The following is a 19,297-nucleotide window of genomic DNA, read 5'->3' on the forward strand; positions in this document are numbered from 1 at the left end:
TTTATCATTTATCGGCTTATGCTAGAATTAGCGGAATTTTTTTAATAAGGAAATATTATGTCCAAAAAATCAGGGCTTTCGTTTTTATGGTTAAGTGCAGTCGCTTTCGTGGTTGATTTGCTCACTAAATACATTGTGGTACAAAAATTTGATTTGTATGAAAGCGTTAATGTGTTGCCTGTTTTCAATCTTACCTATGTTCGCAATTATGGTGCGGCATTTAGTTTCTTAGCGGATCATAGTGGCTGGCAACAATATTTCTTTATTTTGTTAGCGTTGGCTATCTCTGGCATGTTGGTTTATTTTTTAGCAAAAAATAATGCCGAACAAAAAATCCAAAATTCTGCTTATGCACTGATTATTGGTGGTGCATTAGCGAATATGGTAGATCGCGCTTACAATGGTTTCGTCGTGGATTTCTTTGATTTCTATTGGGATATTTATCATTATCCTGTGTTTAATATTGCCGATATTGCCATTTGTATTGGCGCAGGGTTATTAGCATTGGATGCTTTTAAGAGCGAAAAGAAAAAAGTACAAGATAAACAAGTAGAAAAGTGCGGTCAGAAATGAAAATAATTTTAGCGAATCCACGAGGATTTTGTGCCGGTGTAGATCGCGCCATTAGTATTGTTGAACTAGCTTTAGAAATTCATGGCGCACCGATTTATGTTCGTCATGAAGTGGTGCATAACCGATTTGTTGTGAACGGATTACGTGATCGTGGTGCAATCTTTGTGGAAGAATTAAGCGAAGTACCTGATGGCGCTATCGTTATTTTTTCTGCGCATGGTGTATCTCAAGCCGTTCGACAAGAAGCGAAAGACCGTAATCTCAAAGTATTTGATGCCACTTGTCCTTTGGTAACTAAAGTACATATGCAAGTTGCGCGTGCAAGTCGAAAAGGGACAAAAGCGATTTTGATTGGGCATAAAGGACATCCTGAAGTTGAAGGCACAATGGGGCAGTATAGTAATGAAGATGGCGGTATTTTCCTGATTGAAAAAGTAGAAGATATTGCGCGTTTGCCAATGCAAGAAAATGATGATTTAACCTTTATGACGCAAACCACTTTGTCGCTAGATGATACGGCAGAAACCATTGCTGTATTAAAGGAAAAATATCCTGCTATTCAAGGTCCACACAAAAACGATATTTGTTATGCGACAACTAATCGTCAAGAAGCGGTGCGAGAATTGGCAAAATTATCTGATTTGGTATTGGTAGTTGGTTCTAAAAATTCATCAAATTCAAATCGCTTAGCTGAATTAGCGTCTCGAATGGGGGTTAAATCACAGCTTCTTGATGATCCTTCCGATATTCAAGCGGATTGGTTTAATGATGTGAAAACCATTGGGATTACAGCTGGCGCGTCTGCACCAGAAGAATTAGTCCAATCGATTATTTCCCGCTTAAAAGAGTTTGGTGCGGATACTATAGAAGAGCTGCAAGGTTTAGAAGAAAATATGTTCTTTGAAGTTCCAAAAGAGCTGAGAATAAAAGAAGTTAACTAATCTTAAGGGCTTGTCGTAAATGATAAGCCCTTTGTTTTTTCATGCAAATTAAGAATTTTTGCGATCTGAATCGCAGAAGTGCGGTAAGAATCTTGAGCGTTTTCTTGAAAGCATAAAAAATGACTGTGTTGATATGCTCGTCAACATGTTCATATTAAAAGGAAACCTCTATGAAATTAATGAAAACATTATTTACTTCAGTTGTATTGTGTGGCGCTCTGGTTGCCTCTTCGGCTTTTGCTGAGGAAAAAACTGCAGAGCAGGCTGTTCAACCTGTTGTGGCTACTCAAACTGAGGCTCAAGTTGCACCGGCTACTGTGAGCGATAAATTGAATATCAATACGGCAACCGTTAGTGAAATTCAAAAAGCCTTAACAGGAATCGGTGCGAAAAAAGCAAAAGCGATAGTGCAATATCGTGAAAAACACGGTAATTTCACGAGTGCTGAACAACTATTAGAAGTGCAAGGGATTGGTAAAGCAACGCTTGAAAGAAACCGTGATCGAATTACTTTTTAATTTTAAAACCGCTTATGAATGCCCTGTTTTACAGGGCTTTTTTATTGTGCACTTTAAGCCATTTTTGCATTTGTTCAATTTCCGCTTGTTGTGCGTTAATAATATTCTCAGCAAGCTTACGCATCTCAGGATCTTTTCCGTATTTTAATTCAACTTCCGCCATTTTTACTGCGCCAATATGGTGTGGCAACATACCTGCTGCAAAAGCAACATCAGGATCTTTATATTGCATGGCTGCCATCATGTTTTGGTGCATTTGATTCATACCTTGCATTAATTCTTGTTGCATTGCAGAATCTGTCGGCATTGGCATATTCATGTGTGCTTGATGCGGTTGTTCATTAGCTTGGGCACAAATTGAAACTGCAGCAGCGCTAAGTGTGATAAAAGTCATAAGTTTTTTCATGTTTTTCTCCTATGTGATAACTGAATGAGCACGAATCATAAACCTTAACCTAAGGTTAAGGTCAATACTTATTCCGAAAATTTTTGGTGAGATATTAAAATAAGACAATGTTTGATATGAGGAACAGAATTACGAAGCAAAGATTTGTACTTGCCACGGGCAATAAAGGCAAAGTAAAAGAAATGGCAGATGTGTTAGCTGATTTCGGTTTTGAAGTCATTGCTCAGACAGATTTAGGCATTGAAAGCCGAATCGAATCACTTTTTAATTTTAAAACCGCTTATGGATGCCCTGTTTTACAGGGCTTTTTTATTTTTTCAGAAAGAAAATGTAGAAAGTTTATTTCTTTTTAAAAATCCGTTGGCAATCTTAGTAAATTTTAATACACTAAAAAGCCTAGTCGGGGTGCAATATGCTGAGATCATACCCGTGAACCTGAAACAGTTAATACTGACGTAGGAAACTAGGAATACAACCTTATCTCCTTCCCGTCATTATTGCTGCCTTTTGATATAAATAAGGATGTAATAATGAAACTTCTTAAATTAACCTTAATTTCTACCGCACTTTTTTCCGCCGCTGCATTAGCTCAATCACAACAAAGTGTGAATGTATATAGCTATGATTCTTTTACTTCTGAGTGGGGCGCAGGTCCAAAAGTAAAACAAGATTTTGAAAAAGCGCACCCACAATGCACTATTAATTTTACCCCTTTTGAAAGTGGTGGCGTGTTGCTCAACCGTGTTCGTTTGGAAGGAAAGAAAACAAAAGCGGATATTGTGCTAGGTTTAGATAACTTTGTTTTAGAACAAGCTGAAAAAACTGGTATTTTTGCGCCAAATAACGTGGATTTAACTCAGCTTGATTTACCAACAAAATGGGCGAATAAAACATTCTTGCCTTTCGATTTCGGTAACTATGCTTTTGTGTATGACAAAACTAAATTACAAAATCCGCCAGAAAGTTTGAAAGAATTGGTTGAACGCCAAGATATCCGTGTAATTTATCAAGATCCTCGCACCAGCAGTGTGGGTCGTGGTTTGTTGGTTTGGATGAATGCCATTTACTCTGCCGATAAAATTCAATCCGCTTGGAAAGAGTTGGATAAGCATACGGTAACAGTGGGTAAAGGTTGGTCGGATACTTATGGTGCATTCTTAAAAGGCGAAGCTGATTTAGTGTTAAGTTACAGTACATCGCCACTTTATCACCAACTTTTTGAGAAAAAAGATAATTATGCAGCGACAGATTTTGCGGAAGGGCATATAACCCAAGTGGAATTAGCGGCTCGAGTCGCAAACCATCCAAATCAATGTGCGGATGATTTTATGGCATTTTTAATTTCACCTACGGCACAAAAACATATTGTGACAGCCAATATTATGTTGCCAGTTATTCAAGGTGAAATTGAACCGCACTTTGATGCGCTTAAAGCTCAACAAAAAACTCAAACTCCAATCAATCCAATGGTGAATGCCGAACAATTAAAAAATTGGATTAGTACTTGGCAAACCACATTAACAAAATAGTTTGATGTTTTCGTTATTTAATCATCCACAACTCCGCCCTCGTCATTATGTGGGCGGCGTTGTTGTCATTAGCTTTATTACTCTTTTTTATGGTAGCGCCTTAAGTTCGATCTTTGCATTGGGTGATGAATTGCAATGGCGATCTTGGTTCACGGATGATTACCTACAGCATCTGATTTTTTTCAGTTTTGGGCAAGCCTTACTTTCTACCGTTTTATCTATTTTTTTTGGTCTGCTCCTCGCTCGAGCATTGTTTTATCAACCATTCTCAGGAAAAAAGTGGCTATTAAAATTAATGTCGCTGACCTTTGTTTTACCTGTTTTAGTGGCAATTTTTGGTTTGATCGGTATTTATGGTTCAAGCGGTTGGTTAGCTTGGTTTGCTAACTTTTTGGGAATGTCGTGGCAGAGTCATATTTACGGACTCTCGGGTATTTTAATTGCCCATCTTTTTTTCAATATTCCACTGGCTGCGCAACTTTTCTTACAAAGTTTGCAAAGTATCCCTTATCAGCAACGTCAGCTTGCCGCGCAACTCAATTTACAAGGCTGGCAATTCGTGAAATTAGTGGAGTGGCCCGTTTTTCGTCAGCAATGTTTGCCTACATTCAGCTTGATTTTTATGCTTTGCTTCACCAGTTTTACCGTTGTTCTTACACTAGGCGGTGGGCCTCAATATACAACATTAGAAACCGCAATCTACCAAGCGATTTTATTTGAATTTGATTTGCCAAAAGCAGCACTTTTTGCCATGTTGCAATTTATATTTTGCTTAGTTTTATTCAGCTTAACATCGCGTTTCTCACCCTCTAATCAAAATGGCTTGAGTAATAGTAATCCTTGGTTTGAGAAGCCTAAAAGTGCGGTCAAAATTTTCCATATTTTTGTCTTACTTATTTTTGTATTTTTCCTTTTTTCGCCAGTATTGAACATTCTTATCAGCGCATTGAGTTCACCAAGTTTGCTCTCAGTTTGGCATAATTCTCAGCTCTGGCGTGCGTTAGGTTATTCGCTTTCTATCGCGCCCTTATCCGCATTACTTGCATTAACGATGGCAATCGCCTTATTGCTTTTATCACGCCGTTTAGAATGGTTGCATTATCAGAAAATCGCTCAATTTATTATTAATGCTGGAATGGTGATTTTGGCAATCCCGATTTTAGTACTTGCGATGGGATTATTTTTATTATTACAAGAGCGTGATTTTTCGAATATTGATTTATTTGCCATTGTTGTATTTTGCAATGCGTTAAGTGCAATGCCTTTTGTTTTACGTATTTTGAGCGCACCTTTTCATAACAATATGCGTTATTACGAAAATCTGTGTAATAGTCTGGGAATTGTGGGTTGGCAACGTTTTTCTCTGATTGAGTGGCAAACTTTACGTGTACCATTGCGCTATACTTTTGCTTTAGCCTTGGCGCTATCTTTAGGGGATTTTACGGCTATTGCGTTGTTTGGCAATCAAGAGTTTACTTCCCTACCGCACTTGTTATATCAGCAGCTAGGGAATTACCGTAATCAAGATGCCGCTGTAACCGCAGGGATTCTATTATTGCTTTGTGGCATATTGTTTGCCTTTATTCACACATATAGGGATGCCGATGATTTATCTAAATAATGTGATTTTGAATGATAAAACCTTACCGATGTGCTTTAATTTGAGCGTAAATGCTGGCGAACGTGTTGCAATTATTGGCGAAAGTGGAGCGGGGAAAAGTACGTTATTGAATTTAATCGCTGGATTTGAATTTCCTCATCAAGGAGAAATTTGGTTAAACGATAAAAATCATACGCGTAGTGCGCCTTATGAACGACCAGTTTCGATGCTATTTCAAGAAAATAATTTATTTCCTCATTTAACCGTACAGCAAAATCTTGCGTTGGGTTTAAAACCCTCTTTAAAATTAACCGCACTTGAACAGGAAAAAATTGAACAGGTCGCTTGTTCTGTAGGATTGGGCAGTTATTTACAACGTTTACCGAATTTTCTTTCAGGGGGGCAAAAACAACGAGTGGCATTGGCGCGTTGTTTGTTGAGAGATAAACCCATCTTGTTATTAGATGAGCCTTTTTCCGCATTAGATCAGAAACTTCGTGTAGAAATGCTTGCTTTAATTGCCAAACTTTGTGATGAGAAAGATCTGACGTTGTTACTTGTTACTCACCAACCATCAGAATTAGTTGGTACGATAGATCGAGTATTGCTGGTGGAGAATGGTCAGATAAGTCAATTGCAAAAAGAGACGTAAAATTATATAGATTTTATAACCGATGAATCTATTCACTGGCTATCGATACTAGCCTATACACTGAATAAAAATAAGATACAAAAATGCGGTGATTATTCACCGCACTTTCAAAGGAAAAATATGTTAACTGAAAAACTACAAATTAACTCTATTACACCACATCCAAGCGTTGAATATTGGTCTGTTTGCAAAGTTGAGGCGTTATTTGAAACGCCATTTTTGGAATTGGTTTACCGCGCTGCGCAAGTTCATCGCAAGCATTTTAATCCTCAAGCGATTCAGTTATCCACGTTAATGTCTATCAAAACGGGTGGATGCCCAGAAGATTGTGGTTATTGCCCTCAATCAGCCCGTTATCATACTGGCGTACAAAATCAGCAGTTATTAGATGTTGATGAGATCGTAGCGAAAGCAAAAATTGCGAAAGCGCGTGGAGCGGGGCGTTTTTGTATGGGCGCAGCTTGGCGAGGCCCTAAGCCAAAAGATATTGAGAAAGTCACAGAAATTATTAAAGCAGTGAAATCGCTCGGTTTAGAAACTTGCGGTACTTTTGGTTTATTGCAAGATGGTATGGCGGAAGATTTAAAAGAAGCTGGATTAGATTATTACAATCATAATCTTGATACCGCACCAGAACATTATGCAGAAGTGATTGGTACTCGTCGTTTTGATGATCGTCTTAGCACGTTAGGAAAAGTACGCAAAGCTGGGTTAAAAGTGTGTTGTGGCGGCATTGTGGGAATGAATGAAACCCGCAAAGAACGGGCTGGATTAATCGCGAGCCTTGCAAATCTTGATCCGCAACCTGAATCGGTGCCGATTAATCAACTCGTTAAGGTTGAAGGTACACCGTTAGCTGATGCGGAAGAATTAGATTGGACTGAATTTGTGCGAACAATTGCCGTTGCACGTATTACCATGCCAAAAAGTTATGTTCGCCTTTCTGCAGGCCGTAGTGGTATGAGTGAAGAAATGCAAGCGATGTGTTTTATGGCGGGTGCAAATTCAATTTTCTATGGTGATAAATTACTTGTCACGGGCAATCCAGAAGAAGATGGCGATCAGTTATTAATGGCAAAATTAGATTTAGAGCCAGAAAATGCAGAAAATAAAAAAGCTTCTTGAATATCAAGAAGCTAATTATTTAAGGGGTTGATGTAGATTAGCCCCTAACTTTTTTATTTTTGTTGAGTCTGTAGTTGTGGATCTTGTCCATACAATGGATGTCTCGGACCATAAAGCAAACAACCATTGCAAGGTCCATTAAGCATATTTCCTGTTGCCCACGCAGCAACCTTGTACCCTTTATCTGATACATTGTTCGCAATTTGTTTCACTACAGCAGTAATCAGCATTACGATGGCATTACTGTTGTCATTGCGATCTGCATCGTCTGCGTAGCCTTTACCTTCCCATAAGGTTTTACCACTACGTAAATCAACAAGTTTGCCACTTACTCTTACTTTAGTAACACTATCAAATACTTGGTAATTCACACCGTAATCATCTACATTAATGTAAAGAACTGCATCAGCACCAAAAATATCATGTAATTTTTGTGGATTTACATTATGGATTTCTTGAGCCTGTGTTAAACCATTGTGTTTAAAAGTTTCATACACAAGCGCAGGAGGGAAAACATAATACCCTTCTTCCGCCAATGGAGAAATTGTATGTGCTAATACAGCAGGAGAACCTTTAACATCATTTGTTGTATCCGTAGGAAGTAATACCAAGATAGAACGCGGTTTACTTTCTTGATAGTTCGTATAGTCATAAGGCGTTGGCTTCATTGTTGAACAGGCAGAAAGCAAAAATGTACAAGCCATTACTAAATAGAGAGAGAGTTTTTTCATTTTTTCGCTCCTTTTTTCACTTTTTTACTTCCAGTGCTTTCTGTGCTCGCATCCGATTTTTTTCCTTTATTTAACAAGAAGTTAATATATTGAGTTGATTCAGGAAATAAAGTCATTTCTTTTTGATAGGCTTCTGCCATTTTACCAGCGTTGCCTAATTGACCATATAAAAGACCAATCTGCGCATACAGACCAGGTGGTACTTTTTTACCGCTATCAAGTTGAGCAATTTCTTCTAATTTTTGAAGTTGTTCTTGTGGATCGCCGTCTTGAGTTAGATATTGGTATACGGAAGTTGGATAGGTATCTCCATTCCAAGTATACAATGTATTTGGTTTACTGCCTGATGAACAGGCAGTCACCACTGCAACAGCTGATAAACAAATAAAAAGTTTTAGTTTATTCATAATAAAATCCTTAATTTGAAGGCTTCCATTGACCTGATTCAACACCAGAAACAAGGTTATTTACGGCTTCACGAATGGCTAAATCTAATACTTTACCATTAAGAGTTGAATCATAACCTGCGGTGCCACCAAAACCTAACACTTCACGGTTTGAAAGATTATATTCACCAGCACCTTGAACAGAATAAACCACTTCTGAAGTTTGAGTATTCACCACATTCAATGTTACTTTTGCATAAGCCACTTGTTGTTTACCGCGACCTAGAATACCAAATAATTGCTGATCGCCTACTGTTTTACGACCAAATTCAGTCACATCGCCAGTCACCACATAATTCGCGCCTTTTAATTTTTGTTTTTGACCTTTGATTTTTGCTTCTGTCGCCGATTCTGACATATTGGTGCGATCCAACACACTAAAACGACCTGATTGTTGTAAGTGAGACACTAAAATGGTTTTGGCTTGATTACCTAATTGATCCACGCCGTCAGAGAATACGCCATTGTTATAGCTTGAACGATTATCAAATTTACCCACAGAAATAGGGGCTTTCACACCGTTATACGCGGTGTTATAGCTCGTTACTTTTTGAACTTCAACAGTACGAGAACCCTCGGTTGCACAACCAGATAAAGCTAAAACGCTGACAGATAATAAGATTGGATAGAGTTTTTTCATTGCAGAATCCTTATAATATAAAGTGATAAAAAAGCTCCTTGAGTTATCAAGGAGCTTCCATTTTAAAGAATTTCTTTAGCTTTCGCTACCACGTTTTCAACAGTGAAACCAAAGAGTTTGAATAATTGATCCGCTGGTGCAGACTCACCGAAACTATTCATACCTACTACACGGCCGTTGAAACCAACGTATTTATACCAGAAGTCTGCAATACCCGCTTCAACCGCAACACGTTTAGTTACTGCTGCAGGTAATACGCTTTCACGGTAAGCTGCATCTTGTTTATCAAAACGGTTAGTGCTTGGCATAGAGACGACACGTACTTTTTTACCTTCTGCACTTAATGCTTCAGCTGCTTTCACTGCTAATTCTACTTCAGAGCCTGTCGCAATGAAAATTAATTCTGGTGTACCTTCGCAGTCTTTTAACACATAAGCACCACGTTTAACCGCATCTAATTGTGCAGAAGTGCGGTCCATTTGTGCTAAGTTTTGACGGGTAAAGATCAACGCACTTGGGCCATCTTGACGCTCGACCGCTTGTTGCCATGCAATGGCTGATTCCACTTGGTCACATGGACGCCATGTTTCAAGATTTGGAATTAAGCGCAATGATGCAGTTTGTTCCACAGGTTGGTGAGTTGGACCATCTTCACCTAAACCGATCGAGTCGTGTGTATAAACAAAGAGTGAACGTTGTTTCATTAATGCCGCCATACGCACCGCATTGTGTGCATATTCGTAGAACATTAAGAAGGTTGCGCCGTAAGGAATGAAACCTCCGTGTAAAGCAATACCGTTCATAATGGCAGACATACCAAATTCACGCACACCGTAGTTAATGTAGTTACCACCTACGTTTTCATGCGCACGAATCGGTTTAGAACCGCTCCATAACGTTAAATTAGAGCTTGCTAAGTCTGCAGAACCACCTAAGAATTCAGGTAATATATGAGCATATGCTTCGATTGCATTTTGTGATGCTTTACGGCTTGCAATACTCGCTGGATTTGCTTGTAATTTTTCAATGAACGCTTTGGATTCAGCCGCCCAGTTTGCTGGTAATTCACCGTTTACACGACGTGTAAACTCTGCAGCAAGTTCAGGATATGCTTTTGCATAAGCAGCAAATTTTTCTTCCCAAGATTTTTCTGCTGCAGAGCCTTTCTCTTTTGCAGACCATTCAGCATAGTATTCAGCTGGAATTTCAAATGGAGCATATTCCCAGTCCAGTGCTTTACGAGTTAATGCGATTTCTTCATCGCCTAATGGTGCACCGTGACAATCATGTGATGCAGATTTGTTTGGTGAGCCAAAACCAATGATCGTTTTACAAATAATTAAGGTTGGTTTTTCTTTTTCTGCTTGAGCAAGGATGGTTGCGGCACGAATTTGTTCTGCATCGTGGCCATCCACATTGCGGATTACTTGCCAGCCATAAGCTTCAAAACGAGCTGCGGTATCATCGCTGAACCAGCCATCAACATGACCATCAATCGAAATGTTGTTGTCATCGTAGAATGCGATTAATTTACCAAGACCTAATGTGCCTGCTAAAGAGCAAGCCTCGTGTGAAATCCCTTCCATTAAACAGCCATCGCCTAGGAATACATAGGTGTGGTGATCGACAATTTCATGACCTTCACGGTTAAATTGACCCGCTAAGGTTTTCTCAGCAATCGCCATCCCTACTGCATTAGTGATACCTTGACCTAATGGACCTGTCGTGGTTTCTACACCAGGCGCATAACCATATTCTGGGTGACCTGGAGTTTTAGAATGTAATTGACGGAATTGTTTTAAATCTTCGATAGAAAGATCATAGCCAGTTAAATGTAAAAGACTATAAATCAACATAGAACCATGGCCGTTAGAAAGTACAAAACGATCTCGGTCGGCCCATTTAGGATTGGTTGGATTGTGTTTTAAAAAGTCGCGCCATAATACTTCAGCAATATCCGCCATCCCCATTGGTGCACCAGGGTGACCTGATTTAGCTTTTTGCACAGCATCCATTGATAAGAAACGAATTGCATTGGCTAATTGTCTACGAGTTGCCATTTTGTTCTCCTGTTATAATTCGCTTTGAAAAAATAATCTTGCGCATTCTACCTTATTTCTGAAGGAAATTTAGCAAAAATCCGCACTCAATTTAATAGTTTGTGACAATAATCAAATTCTACGGCGACGCTGGTGAAAACGCGTGCTACTCGATTTTACTTTCAAATTTACCGTACTTTTTTTCTCTTTGGATTTGCGGTAAGTCCGTCGATAGTGACTTAAAAAATAATGAATAGAGCTTGCCATCACCGCGCCAAGTAAAAATACAATAATAAGCTCACCATATAATTGGTGAAAAATTTGATTAATTTTTGATTGGTTAGATTGCGTATATTGAGAATCAATGGTGACGCGTAAGAATCCTTTAATGCCGCTTTGGGCGTAAAGTGGCTCTACAATTTGTTGATTGTTTGCATCGGAGGAGTTGCGCATTTCGCGACTTTGAGCCAGTAATTTTCCTTCGCCATCATATAAGCTGGCATCTAAAATAAAGTCTTCTTTGACTATTTGATCAAGATTGTCCGTTAGTTGCTCTGTTTTAGCATTGTTTGTGAGTAAAACTGAAAATAAATTGGCTTGTTGACGAACCAAAATATGTGAGATGTTCGCCACTTGGTTTATGCTAGCAAATTGTGAACTTAGCTTAAATTGTTTTACACCAAATAAGATAACGCTAAGTGCAGTTAGGCTTAGCACAATAATCGTTGCAAGCATGGTTGATTTGATTAGTTTTTCTTTAATTATTTGCACTTTTTCAACTCACATCGGTTAAAATCTTTCCATTCGTCACAATTTACAGGATTTTTATGCAAATTCAACGTTTCCAGAGTATTACACAAAAATACCCACAATTTCCTACCGCACTTTTGGCTAATGAGGAACCTATACAGAACGGAGAACCTTTTATCTTATACGGCACAAAGTTGGACATAACTAAGTTGGAAAAATTTCAACAAAAGTGCGGTCAAAATTTCCAGATTTTAGATGTTTGGATGGTGGAGCAAAATATTGTCGTTTTATTGAAAGGTCAATGGTTTGCTGACTTCCTTAACTTTGCTCATGATGTTGAAGTGGATATTGCTAAATTAGATTTTAGCCCTAAATTGTCTCAAGCTGGGTTGTTGGTGATGGATATGGATTCTACCGCGATTCAAATTGAGTGTATTGATGAAATTGCGAAACTAGCAGGTGTTGGCGAACTTGTTTCTGCGATTACGGAAAGCGCAATGAGAGGTGAATTAGATTTCGAGCAAAGTTTGCGTCGTCGAGTGGGTACATTAAAAGGTGCGCCAGAAAACATTTTGCAGCAAGTTAGAGAGAATTTACTGTTAATGCCTGGATTAGTTGAAACGATCCAAACCTTACAGAAATATGGTTGGAAAACCGCAATTGCTTCAGGCGGATTTACTTATTTTGCGGATTATTTGAAAGCCTTATTACAGCTTGATTTTGCTGCATCAAATCAATTTGATATTGAAGATGGAAAACTCACAGGCTTAGTTAAAGGTGATGTGGTTGATGCCCAATACAAAGCTAAAACATTACAACATTTGTTAGAGGAATACGGTATTGATTCACAACATTCTCTTGCTATTGGCGACGGCGCGAATGACTTGGCAATGATGAACGTGGCGGGGCTAGGTGTTGCGTTCCATGCGAAACCTAAAGTGCAACAACAAGCGCAAATTGTGGTAAACTTCGCCGACTTAACCGCACTTTTATGCCTTTTAAGTGCTAATGATAGAATTTAATAAAATGGGAGAAAACTATGCCATCTTTTGATATTGTTTCTGAAATTACTTTACACGAAGTCCGTAATGCAGTGGAAAATGCAAACCGAGTGCTTAGTACTCGTTATGATTTTCGTGGTGTAGAAGCGGTAATTGAATTAAATGAAAAAAATGAAACGATTAAAATCACCACAGAATCTGATTTCCAACTTGAGCAATTAATTGAGATTTTAATTGGATCTTGTATTAAACGTGGTATTGAGCACAGTTCTTTAGATATTCCAGCAGAAAGCGAACACCACGGTAAACTTTATAGTAAAGAAATCAAACTCAAGCAGGGGATTGAAACAGAGATGGCGAAGAAAATTACTAAATTGGTAAAAGATTCTAAAATCAAAGTTCAAACTCAAATTCAGGGTGAACAAGTGCGTGTGACTGGTAAGTCACGCGATGACTTACAGGCAGTCATTCAACTTGTTAAAGGTGCTGAATTAGGCCAACCATTCCAATTTAATAATTTTAGAGATTAGTTTTCAAATAAGGGCGAAATGTTGTCATCGTTTTTTGATAAAACTTGACGAACACCGCTTTCAAGCGTAACATTCGCCCGATTTTTTAACGAGAAGGACACACACTTTGGACAGTCATAGTCGATACCGAATATCGCTCTAGACGCCCGCCTTTTTATTATCGGCGCGCGTTCGCCGGTAAATTTACCGTTGTTTCGGCATCTCTTAACGAAAACTTTGCGATTTTTCACCGCACTTTCGTTTCTTCTTTAATTTGTTCACTGTTAGCTGTTCATAATCCTATAAGGAGTATGAAATGATCAACGCGTTTGCTATCAATGATTCCCGCTTGGTTCGCATTGACGAAGACCAAACCGATCTCAATACTGCCATTTGGCTTGATTTACTTGAGCCGACAGGCGAAGAACGTGAAATGCTACAAGAAGGCTTAGGCCAGAGCTTAGCATCTTTTCTAGAATTGGAAGATATCGAAGCTTCCGCCCGTTTCTTTGAAGACGAAGATGGTCTACACCTTCACTCATTTTTTTATTGCGAAGATGAAGACAATTATGCTGATTTAGCGAGCGTTGCTTTTACTATTCGTGATGGTCGTTTATTTACGTTGCGTGATCGCGAGCTACCCGCATTCCGTTTATATCGTATGCGCTCACGTAGCCAGCGTTTGTTAGAATGTAATTCCTATGAAGTTTTACTAGATTTATTTGAAACGAAAATCGAGCAATTAGCGGATGTGATTGAAAATGTTTATGCAGATTTGGAAGAGTTGAGTCGTGTTATTTTAAACGGAAAACAAGATGAAGCCTTTGATGAAGCATTAAATACACTCACGGAACAAGAAGATACGAGCTCAAAAGTTCGTTTGTGCTTGATGGATACTCAACGCGCACTAGGTTTCTTGGTTCGCAAAACGCGCTTACCAACAAACCAGTTAGAACAAGCACGAGAAATCTTACGAGATATTGAATCTTTACAGCCGCATAATGAATCCTTGTTCCAAAAAGTAAACTTTTTAATGCAAGCTGCAATGGGTTACATCAATATTGAACAGAACAAAATTATGAAATTCTTCTCAGTTGTTTCTGTGATGTTCCTTCCTGCAACATTAGTGGCGTCTACCTATGGTATGAACTTTGATTTTATGCCTGAATTACATTTTAAATATGGTTATCCAATGGCAATTGGGTTAATGATCGCAGCAGCATTGACGCCATATATTTATTTTAGAAGAAAAGGATGGTTATGATGGAATTATCCCAAACCGCATTATTTATTGGATCAATTATTAATCTTTATGCACTTGTATTAATCTTACGAGCTTGGTTACAGTTTGCTCGAGTGGATTATTACAACCCTGTTTCAACATTTGCAGTAAAAATGACTGATCCAGTATTAAAACCTCTGCGTAAAATTGCGCCTACAGTGAAAAATATCGATACTTCTGCTTTACTGTTACTATTTATTATCGGTATGTTGAAAGGTATTATTTATTTTGGTTTATCAGTAAATGTACTCTTAGTATTAGGTGTGTTAACTGTATTGAAAAGCATTGGTTTAGCCATTTTTTATGTGCTTTTTATTGGGGCTGTTTTAAGTTGGTTTAATCGTGGTAATAGCCCTGTGATTTATGCGTTTTATCAACTTTCAGAACCACTTTTAAGACCTATCCGTCGATTCTTACCAACATTAGGCATGATTGATTTTTCCCCTATGGTCGTTGTATTTATCTTATTGTTCTTAAATAATCTAATGCTTGATATGTTAGGTGGACTTTGGATGATTGCTGGTTAAAGACCAATAGGTTATTGAATAATAATTTAAACAAGAAAAAAGGCGTATTTATTAATACGCCTTTCTTATACACATAATTCTGATTTATGCTACTGTTAATTGTCCCGCATATAAAACAAAGAAACGTAAACAGAATACCCCAATTAAGTCAAAAATTGACACCAAGATAATAAAGTTACGGTTGTATTTTAAACGGTCATTCACAAACATATTGGCGATTAATGGGATCAAGATACCAATAAAGAATACCCCAATCCAGAATACCGCACCCCAGAAACCAGATAATGCATTATGTAACGCAACTGTTTTTTGGCCGCCACCAAAATGTAAGCCAACGAAGAAACACACAAGCAAACCAAGTTCTGTCACCATAATTGGCACTTCGAATTTGTGGATGAAGTGCAATTCGTGAGAATCACCTTTTAATTTTCCCGCAATTAAGATAATTAAGAAGGTTGCAGCAATACCAGATGATGTACCAGAAGCTAAGAATAATGCCGGTAATACTGGGTTATTCAACATTGGATAGCTAATTAATGCAGAAAGTAAGAACCCTGTGTATGCACCAAGTACAGCAGCCAATACGAAAAGAACAACTTCGACTGGACTTGCAAGACGTTCTGCAATACCGATGAGTTTCATCACAAATTGCAGTTTTGGTATAAAGCGATTAATTAATGCTTCGATTTCTTTTTTGAAAATCACCACTCCCCAAATCACTAAAAACAACATATAAATTTGGAATAGCATGACCCCCATCGACATTACGGAGTTAAATTGATAGTTAAACATCAATTTCCAGAATGTCCAAGGTCTTGCTAAGTGGAAAACTAATAGCGTTAAACCAATTAATGTTGGTACAGATCCCAAAATCACACCAGATCGAATAATCCAATTTTGACTTGGGTTCATTAATTTATTACTACGTTTATAAGCAATTGCCAACTGCACCGCACCAGATGAGATCCCCAATAAAAACAAGTAGATCGCAATGGTAGAATCCCACACTAGATTAGGCGTATGAAATGGAACTGGATAATCTAATGTCATCTTCTAGGCTCCCCATGTTGGAATGGAATGTGGTACAAGTTTGGTTGTGTACCTAACTCCACTTTAGTGCGATAAACCGGTTTTTCTTTCACTTTACGTGAAACTGCACTCATCGGGTCATTCATATCCCCAAAAGTTAATGCTTTGGTTGGACAAGCTTCCACACAAGCCGGTTGTTTACCATTAGCTAAATTTGTATCACGGCAGAAGTTACATTTATCTGCGGTACGATGTACTGGATGAATAAAACGTACACGATATGGGCAAACTGCTATACAGTATTGGCAGCCTACGCATAAATCTTTATGTACATCTACAATACCAGTCTCTTTATCAATAAAAGATGCGCCAGTTGGACAAACTGCTACGCAAGGTGCGTTTGTACAATGTTGGCAAGATTGACGGAAGAACTCATATTCCTGATTTGGAAATTCACCGTAAGGTTCACTGCGTAGAATCTCTAAGCGAGAAACGCCTTCTGGCACTTGGTTTACATCACGGCATGCATCCATACAGGCTGTACAGCCGATACACGAATTTTCATCGTGTACCATTGCGTAACGTTTAGGTTTATCCGCCTTGTCTTCTTTCGCAAAAGAAGGTAAAGATGTCCCCGTCATAAGGATCACTGCCCCCATACCGGAAACAAAGTTTCGGCGTGAGCAGGCTGTCATTGTTTATCCTTTTGTTCGGTTAGTTTATCTTGTTCAGCTTTACGTTTTTGTTGTTCACCATGGCAATCTACGCAAAGTTTAACGCGTTGTTTTGGTTGAATACCTTTCATTGCGTCTTCTTTAGGGTGAAGAGTATGGCAACTTGCACAAGGTAATTTCATTGCGTGTACATCATGCGCCCATAGTTTTTCACGAAGTTTGTCAGGTTGGTGACAAGCAAAACAAACTTGGTTTTGTTCTTGAACTGAATACATCGGTTTTTTATTACCGAAAATATCCCCTTCAAAACGCATAACATCTTTAGCACCACGACGGTGGTTTTCAGAAACGTTACCGTGACAGCTTACACAAGTAATTGCTTTACCGTTATTTGGATTTTTCTTATCTAAGTGTGCACCATGGAATTTACCAAAGTGGAGTTCGCCACCAGACTGATCTACAGTTTGGTTTTTATCTACTTTGTCGAATTTATGGCATTTAGCACAATATTGATTTGGATCGCGTTGGTTATCTAATTGCGGTTCATAAGTAAAATGATCCGCAGGTTTTTGTGCATCATCAGCATGAGCCAAAAATGACACTGCTACAAATGCTGCACTTAACGCTAACGCTTTTGCAGATTTGTTGATTAAAGAAGTTAAATTCATTTGGGTTACCTCAAATTTGACCTTGAAAATCACCGCACTTTCCAGTTTGCACTTAAAAGTGCGGTGGATTTTTCATTTATTTTTGTGCTGGTGGATCAACTAATAAGCCTTTTTCTTTAGCTTGTTGTTCCCATTGTGGTACCACAGTTTTTAAGAATTCTTCTTTAGCTTTGCGTTCTTTTTCAATATCAATACCCATTACTTTCCACGCTTTATCAGCTGTTGAAATATCTGGGATTTGAACTGGAGTTTTCACACCGTGTTTAGTTAAGATTGCTGCAAGTTTAGTACGAGCATCAGCCGCTTTATCTAAGCCAGAACCTAATACACGAAGCATGACTTCAGGTGCGTGCATATGGCCACCGTGGCTTGCTGCAGAATAATCCCAACGCCATTGAGCATGACGAATATCCATTAATGCCGCTTCCATTTCTTCTTTAGTTGCACCTGCATCCCAAGCCGCTTTCGCTTCAAAGTGAGCTTTGACAACTTGCTCTTCTAAACGCCCCATTACATCTTTCACTTCTTTTTTACGTGAAGTGACGATATCGCGTAATTTTTCTTTGCTTTGATCGTGACAGTTTGCACAAGTGCGGTCAAATGCATCAAATGGATTTTGGATTTGGTGATCAGTATAAACTTTACCGTCTTTACCTTGTACTTTTGGCATATGACAGTCTACACAAGTTACCCCATTTTTACCGTGCATACCTAAAGACCAAATTTCAAAGTCAGGATGTTGAGCTTTTAACATTGGTGCTTTAGAAAGACTGTGAGTCCAATCAGAGAAACCAATATCATCATAATATTTTTCAATATCATCCACAGTTTGACCATTATCCCAAGGGAAAGTCACTTGTTTAATGTCGCCTGCGAAGTAGTATTCTACGTGGCAGTTTGCACAGATTTCTGCACGTTTTTCGGTACGAGCTGCAGTGTTGAAACTTAAATTGTTGTGTGGACGACCTTCTGCTTTATCTTTTTCAGCAGTTGCTTTTTCTAAAGCGTCAAGCGCGCGTAATACGTGTGGACGAGCAATACGTAATGCTGGTTTGCCTTCAGCAAAATCTTTAGAGGTCGTATCGTGACAGTCAGCACAACCGATTGAGTTCACGATTTCTGGACCACCTTTTGCCCATTTCGCGTTGAAATAATCTTTTTCGCCCCATTCCGCAATTAAACGTGGAACATCAGGGCCTTTACATGTCCAACATGCCATTGGTTGTGGACCATCATTTGCAGTTTTTGGTGCGCCAGTTCGTAGAATGTTACGAACATCAGTCACCGCATAAAAGTGACCACGCGGTGCATTGTATTCTTTTGCAAATGCATAACCGCCCCAAAGAACGATTAAGCGTGGATTTTCTTCATCGGCATAAATAATTTTTTCGCCGTTGCCGTTTGCAGTTGAACGCCAGCTGTTATATTGATTTGGATATTTTTCTGCAAATTTTTCATTTACAGATTCAATTTTCAAATCTGGTTTTACTGGTTCAACAGGTTGTTCTAATGGCTTATAAACCATATCAGCTGCCGCTGAGTTAAATAAGCTTAAACTCGCGAAAGACGCTGCCACAATGAGGCTTTTTTTGAATGCGTTCACGATAATCACTCCATTTGTTGTAATAAAAAGGTTAGGTTAAATAGAAAGTTGAGA

At 38.6% G+C, this 19,297-nt stretch carries 22 protein-coding genes and 1 riboswitch; of the genes, 12 read left to right on the forward strand and 10 right to left on the reverse strand.

Going from position 1 to position 19,297, the window contains the following annotated elements; all coding sequences use genetic code 11:
- Positions 1–57: 57 nt before the first annotated feature.
- The 3 genes from lspA (at position 58) to ABW51_RS01510 (ending at position 2,032) form a co-directional block, all read left to right on the forward strand.
- A complete protein-coding gene (gene lspA, locus ABW51_RS01500; RefSeq protein WP_005655980.1) occupies positions 58–573 on the forward strand; it encodes a signal peptidase II in 516 nt (171 codons plus the stop codon).
- Positions 570–1,514, forward strand: coding sequence for a 4-hydroxy-3-methylbut-2-enyl diphosphate reductase (gene ispH / locus ABW51_RS01505; RefSeq protein WP_053465272.1), 945 nt, complete (start codon positions 570–572; stop codon positions 1,512–1,514). The genes lspA and ispH overlap by 4 nt, the downstream gene beginning before the upstream one ends.
- 170 nt (positions 1,515–1,684) lie before the next feature.
- Positions 1,685–2,032 carry a ComEA family DNA-binding protein gene (locus ABW51_RS01510; RefSeq protein ID WP_053465273.1) on the forward strand — a complete coding sequence of 116 codons (348 nt, stop codon included), beginning with the start codon at positions 1,685–1,687 and terminating at the stop codon, positions 2,030–2,032.
- 28 nt (positions 2,033–2,060) lie between these two features.
- On the opposite strand, the gene copM is transcribed toward ABW51_RS01510, so the two are convergent.
- The gene (gene copM / locus ABW51_RS01515; RefSeq protein WP_053465274.1) at positions 2,061–2,438 is read right to left on the reverse strand and encodes a CopM family metallochaperone; all 378 of its coding nucleotides are present in this window, start codon (positions 2,436–2,438) and stop codon (positions 2,061–2,063) included.
- A 182-nt stretch (positions 2,439–2,620) separates the two neighbouring features.
- Here copM and ABW51_RS01520 point away from each other — a divergent pair, with 182 nt between their 5' ends.
- From ABW51_RS01520 to bioB, 5 genes are all read left to right on the forward strand, one after another.
- Positions 2,621–2,791, forward strand: coding sequence for a hypothetical protein (locus ABW51_RS01520; protein WP_231625692.1), 171 nt, complete (start codon positions 2,621–2,623; stop codon positions 2,789–2,791).
- Positions 2,792–2,829: 38 nt separating this feature from the next.
- Positions 2,830–2,917: riboswitch (TPP riboswitch) on the forward strand.
- Positions 2,918–2,968: 51 nt separating this feature from the next.
- On the forward strand, positions 2,969–3,967 hold the full coding sequence (gene thiB / locus ABW51_RS01525) for a thiamine ABC transporter substrate binding subunit (RefSeq protein ID WP_053465275.1): 999 nt from the start codon (positions 2,969–2,971) through the stop codon (positions 3,965–3,967).
- Between the two features lie 4 nt (positions 3,968–3,971).
- Positions 3,972–5,588 carry a thiamine/thiamine pyrophosphate ABC transporter permease gene (gene thiP, locus ABW51_RS01530; protein WP_053465276.1) on the forward strand — a complete coding sequence of 539 codons (1,617 nt, stop codon included), beginning with the start codon at positions 3,972–3,974 and terminating at the stop codon, positions 5,586–5,588.
- Positions 5,572–6,219 (forward strand): thiamine ABC transporter ATP-binding protein, encoded by a 648-nt coding sequence (thiQ, locus tag ABW51_RS01535; RefSeq protein WP_053465277.1) that lies wholly within the window; start codon positions 5,572–5,574, stop codon positions 6,217–6,219. The genes thiP and thiQ overlap by 17 nt, the downstream gene beginning before the upstream one ends.
- Before the next feature lie 120 nt (positions 6,220–6,339).
- Positions 6,340–7,344, forward strand: coding sequence for a biotin synthase BioB (bioB, locus tag ABW51_RS01540; protein WP_053465278.1), 1,005 nt, complete (start codon positions 6,340–6,342; stop codon positions 7,342–7,344).
- A 53-nt stretch (positions 7,345–7,397) separates the two neighbouring features.
- Here the strand turns inward: bioB and ABW51_RS01545 are convergent, their stop codons facing one another.
- From ABW51_RS01545 to ABW51_RS01565, 5 genes are all read right to left on the reverse strand, one after another.
- The gene (locus tag ABW51_RS01545) at positions 7,398–8,075 is read right to left on the reverse strand and encodes a DUF799 domain-containing protein (RefSeq protein WP_053465279.1); all 678 of its coding nucleotides are present in this window, start codon (positions 8,073–8,075) and stop codon (positions 7,398–7,400) included.
- Positions 8,072–8,482, reverse strand: a complete 411-nt coding sequence (locus tag ABW51_RS01550; RefSeq protein WP_053465280.1) for a DUF4810 domain-containing protein — start codon at positions 8,480–8,482, stop codon at positions 8,072–8,074. The genes ABW51_RS01545 and ABW51_RS01550 overlap by 4 nt, the downstream gene beginning before the upstream one ends.
- A 10-nt stretch (positions 8,483–8,492) precedes the next feature.
- Positions 8,493–9,161 carry a CsgG/HfaB family protein gene (locus tag ABW51_RS01555; protein WP_046939142.1) on the reverse strand — a complete coding sequence of 223 codons (669 nt, stop codon included), beginning with the start codon at positions 9,159–9,161 and terminating at the stop codon, positions 8,493–8,495.
- Between the two features lie 62 nt (positions 9,162–9,223).
- Positions 9,224–11,221: a transketolase gene (tkt, locus tag ABW51_RS01560; RefSeq protein ID WP_053465281.1), complete on the reverse strand. Its 1,998-nt coding sequence runs from the start codon at positions 11,219–11,221 to the stop codon at positions 9,224–9,226.
- Between the two features lie 111 nt (positions 11,222–11,332).
- Positions 11,333–11,971 (reverse strand): YtjB family periplasmic protein, encoded by a 639-nt coding sequence (locus tag ABW51_RS01565; RefSeq protein WP_053465282.1) that lies wholly within the window; start codon positions 11,969–11,971, stop codon positions 11,333–11,335.
- A gap of 56 nt (positions 11,972–12,027) precedes the next feature.
- On the opposite strand from ABW51_RS01565, the gene serB reads away from it, so the two are divergent.
- The 4 genes from serB to ABW51_RS01585 all read left to right on the forward strand — a co-directional run bounded on the left by serB (position 12,028) and on the right by ABW51_RS01585 (position 15,269).
- Positions 12,028–12,972, forward strand: a complete 945-nt coding sequence (serB, locus tag ABW51_RS01570) for a phosphoserine phosphatase (protein ID WP_053465283.1) — start codon at positions 12,028–12,030, stop codon at positions 12,970–12,972.
- 17 nt (positions 12,973–12,989) lie between these two features.
- Complete coding sequence (locus ABW51_RS01575; RefSeq protein WP_005629625.1) at positions 12,990–13,481, forward strand: YajQ family cyclic di-GMP-binding protein; 492 nt, start codon at positions 12,990–12,992, stop codon at positions 13,479–13,481.
- A gap of 295 nt (positions 13,482–13,776) precedes the next feature.
- Positions 13,777–14,724 carry a magnesium/cobalt transporter CorA gene (gene corA, locus ABW51_RS01580; protein ID WP_005629627.1) on the forward strand — a complete coding sequence of 316 codons (948 nt, stop codon included), beginning with the start codon at positions 13,777–13,779 and terminating at the stop codon, positions 14,722–14,724.
- Positions 14,724–15,269: a YggT family protein gene (locus tag ABW51_RS01585; protein ID WP_046949888.1), complete on the forward strand. Its 546-nt coding sequence runs from the start codon at positions 14,724–14,726 to the stop codon at positions 15,267–15,269. Before corA ends, ABW51_RS01585 begins: the two co-directional genes overlap by 1 nt.
- An 84-nt stretch (positions 15,270–15,353) precedes the next feature.
- On the opposite strand, the gene nrfD is transcribed toward ABW51_RS01585, so the two are convergent.
- The 4 genes from nrfD to nrfA form a co-directional block, all read right to left on the reverse strand.
- Positions 15,354–16,319 carry a cytochrome c nitrite reductase subunit NrfD gene (nrfD, locus tag ABW51_RS01590; protein ID WP_046949889.1) on the reverse strand — a complete coding sequence of 322 codons (966 nt, stop codon included), beginning with the start codon at positions 16,317–16,319 and terminating at the stop codon, positions 15,354–15,356.
- Positions 16,316–16,993 carry a cytochrome c nitrite reductase Fe-S protein gene (gene nrfC / locus ABW51_RS01595; protein ID WP_046939769.1) on the reverse strand — a complete coding sequence of 226 codons (678 nt, stop codon included), beginning with the start codon at positions 16,991–16,993 and terminating at the stop codon, positions 16,316–16,318. Before nrfC ends, nrfD begins: the two co-directional genes overlap by 4 nt.
- A complete protein-coding gene (gene nrfB / locus ABW51_RS01600; protein WP_053465284.1) occupies positions 16,990–17,640 on the reverse strand; it encodes a cytochrome c nitrite reductase pentaheme subunit in 651 nt (216 codons plus the stop codon). The genes nrfC and nrfB overlap by 4 nt, the downstream gene beginning before the upstream one ends.
- 76 nt (positions 17,641–17,716) lie before the next feature.
- Complete coding sequence (gene nrfA / locus ABW51_RS01605) at positions 17,717–19,243, reverse strand: ammonia-forming nitrite reductase cytochrome c552 subunit (protein ID WP_053465285.1); 1,527 nt, start codon at positions 19,241–19,243, stop codon at positions 17,717–17,719.
- Positions 19,244–19,297: the final 54 nt, after the last annotated feature.

Origin of the sequence: Haemophilus sp. C1, from assembly GCF_001276515.1 — a bacterium.
GTDB lineage: Bacteria > Pseudomonadota > Gammaproteobacteria > Enterobacterales > Pasteurellaceae > Haemophilus.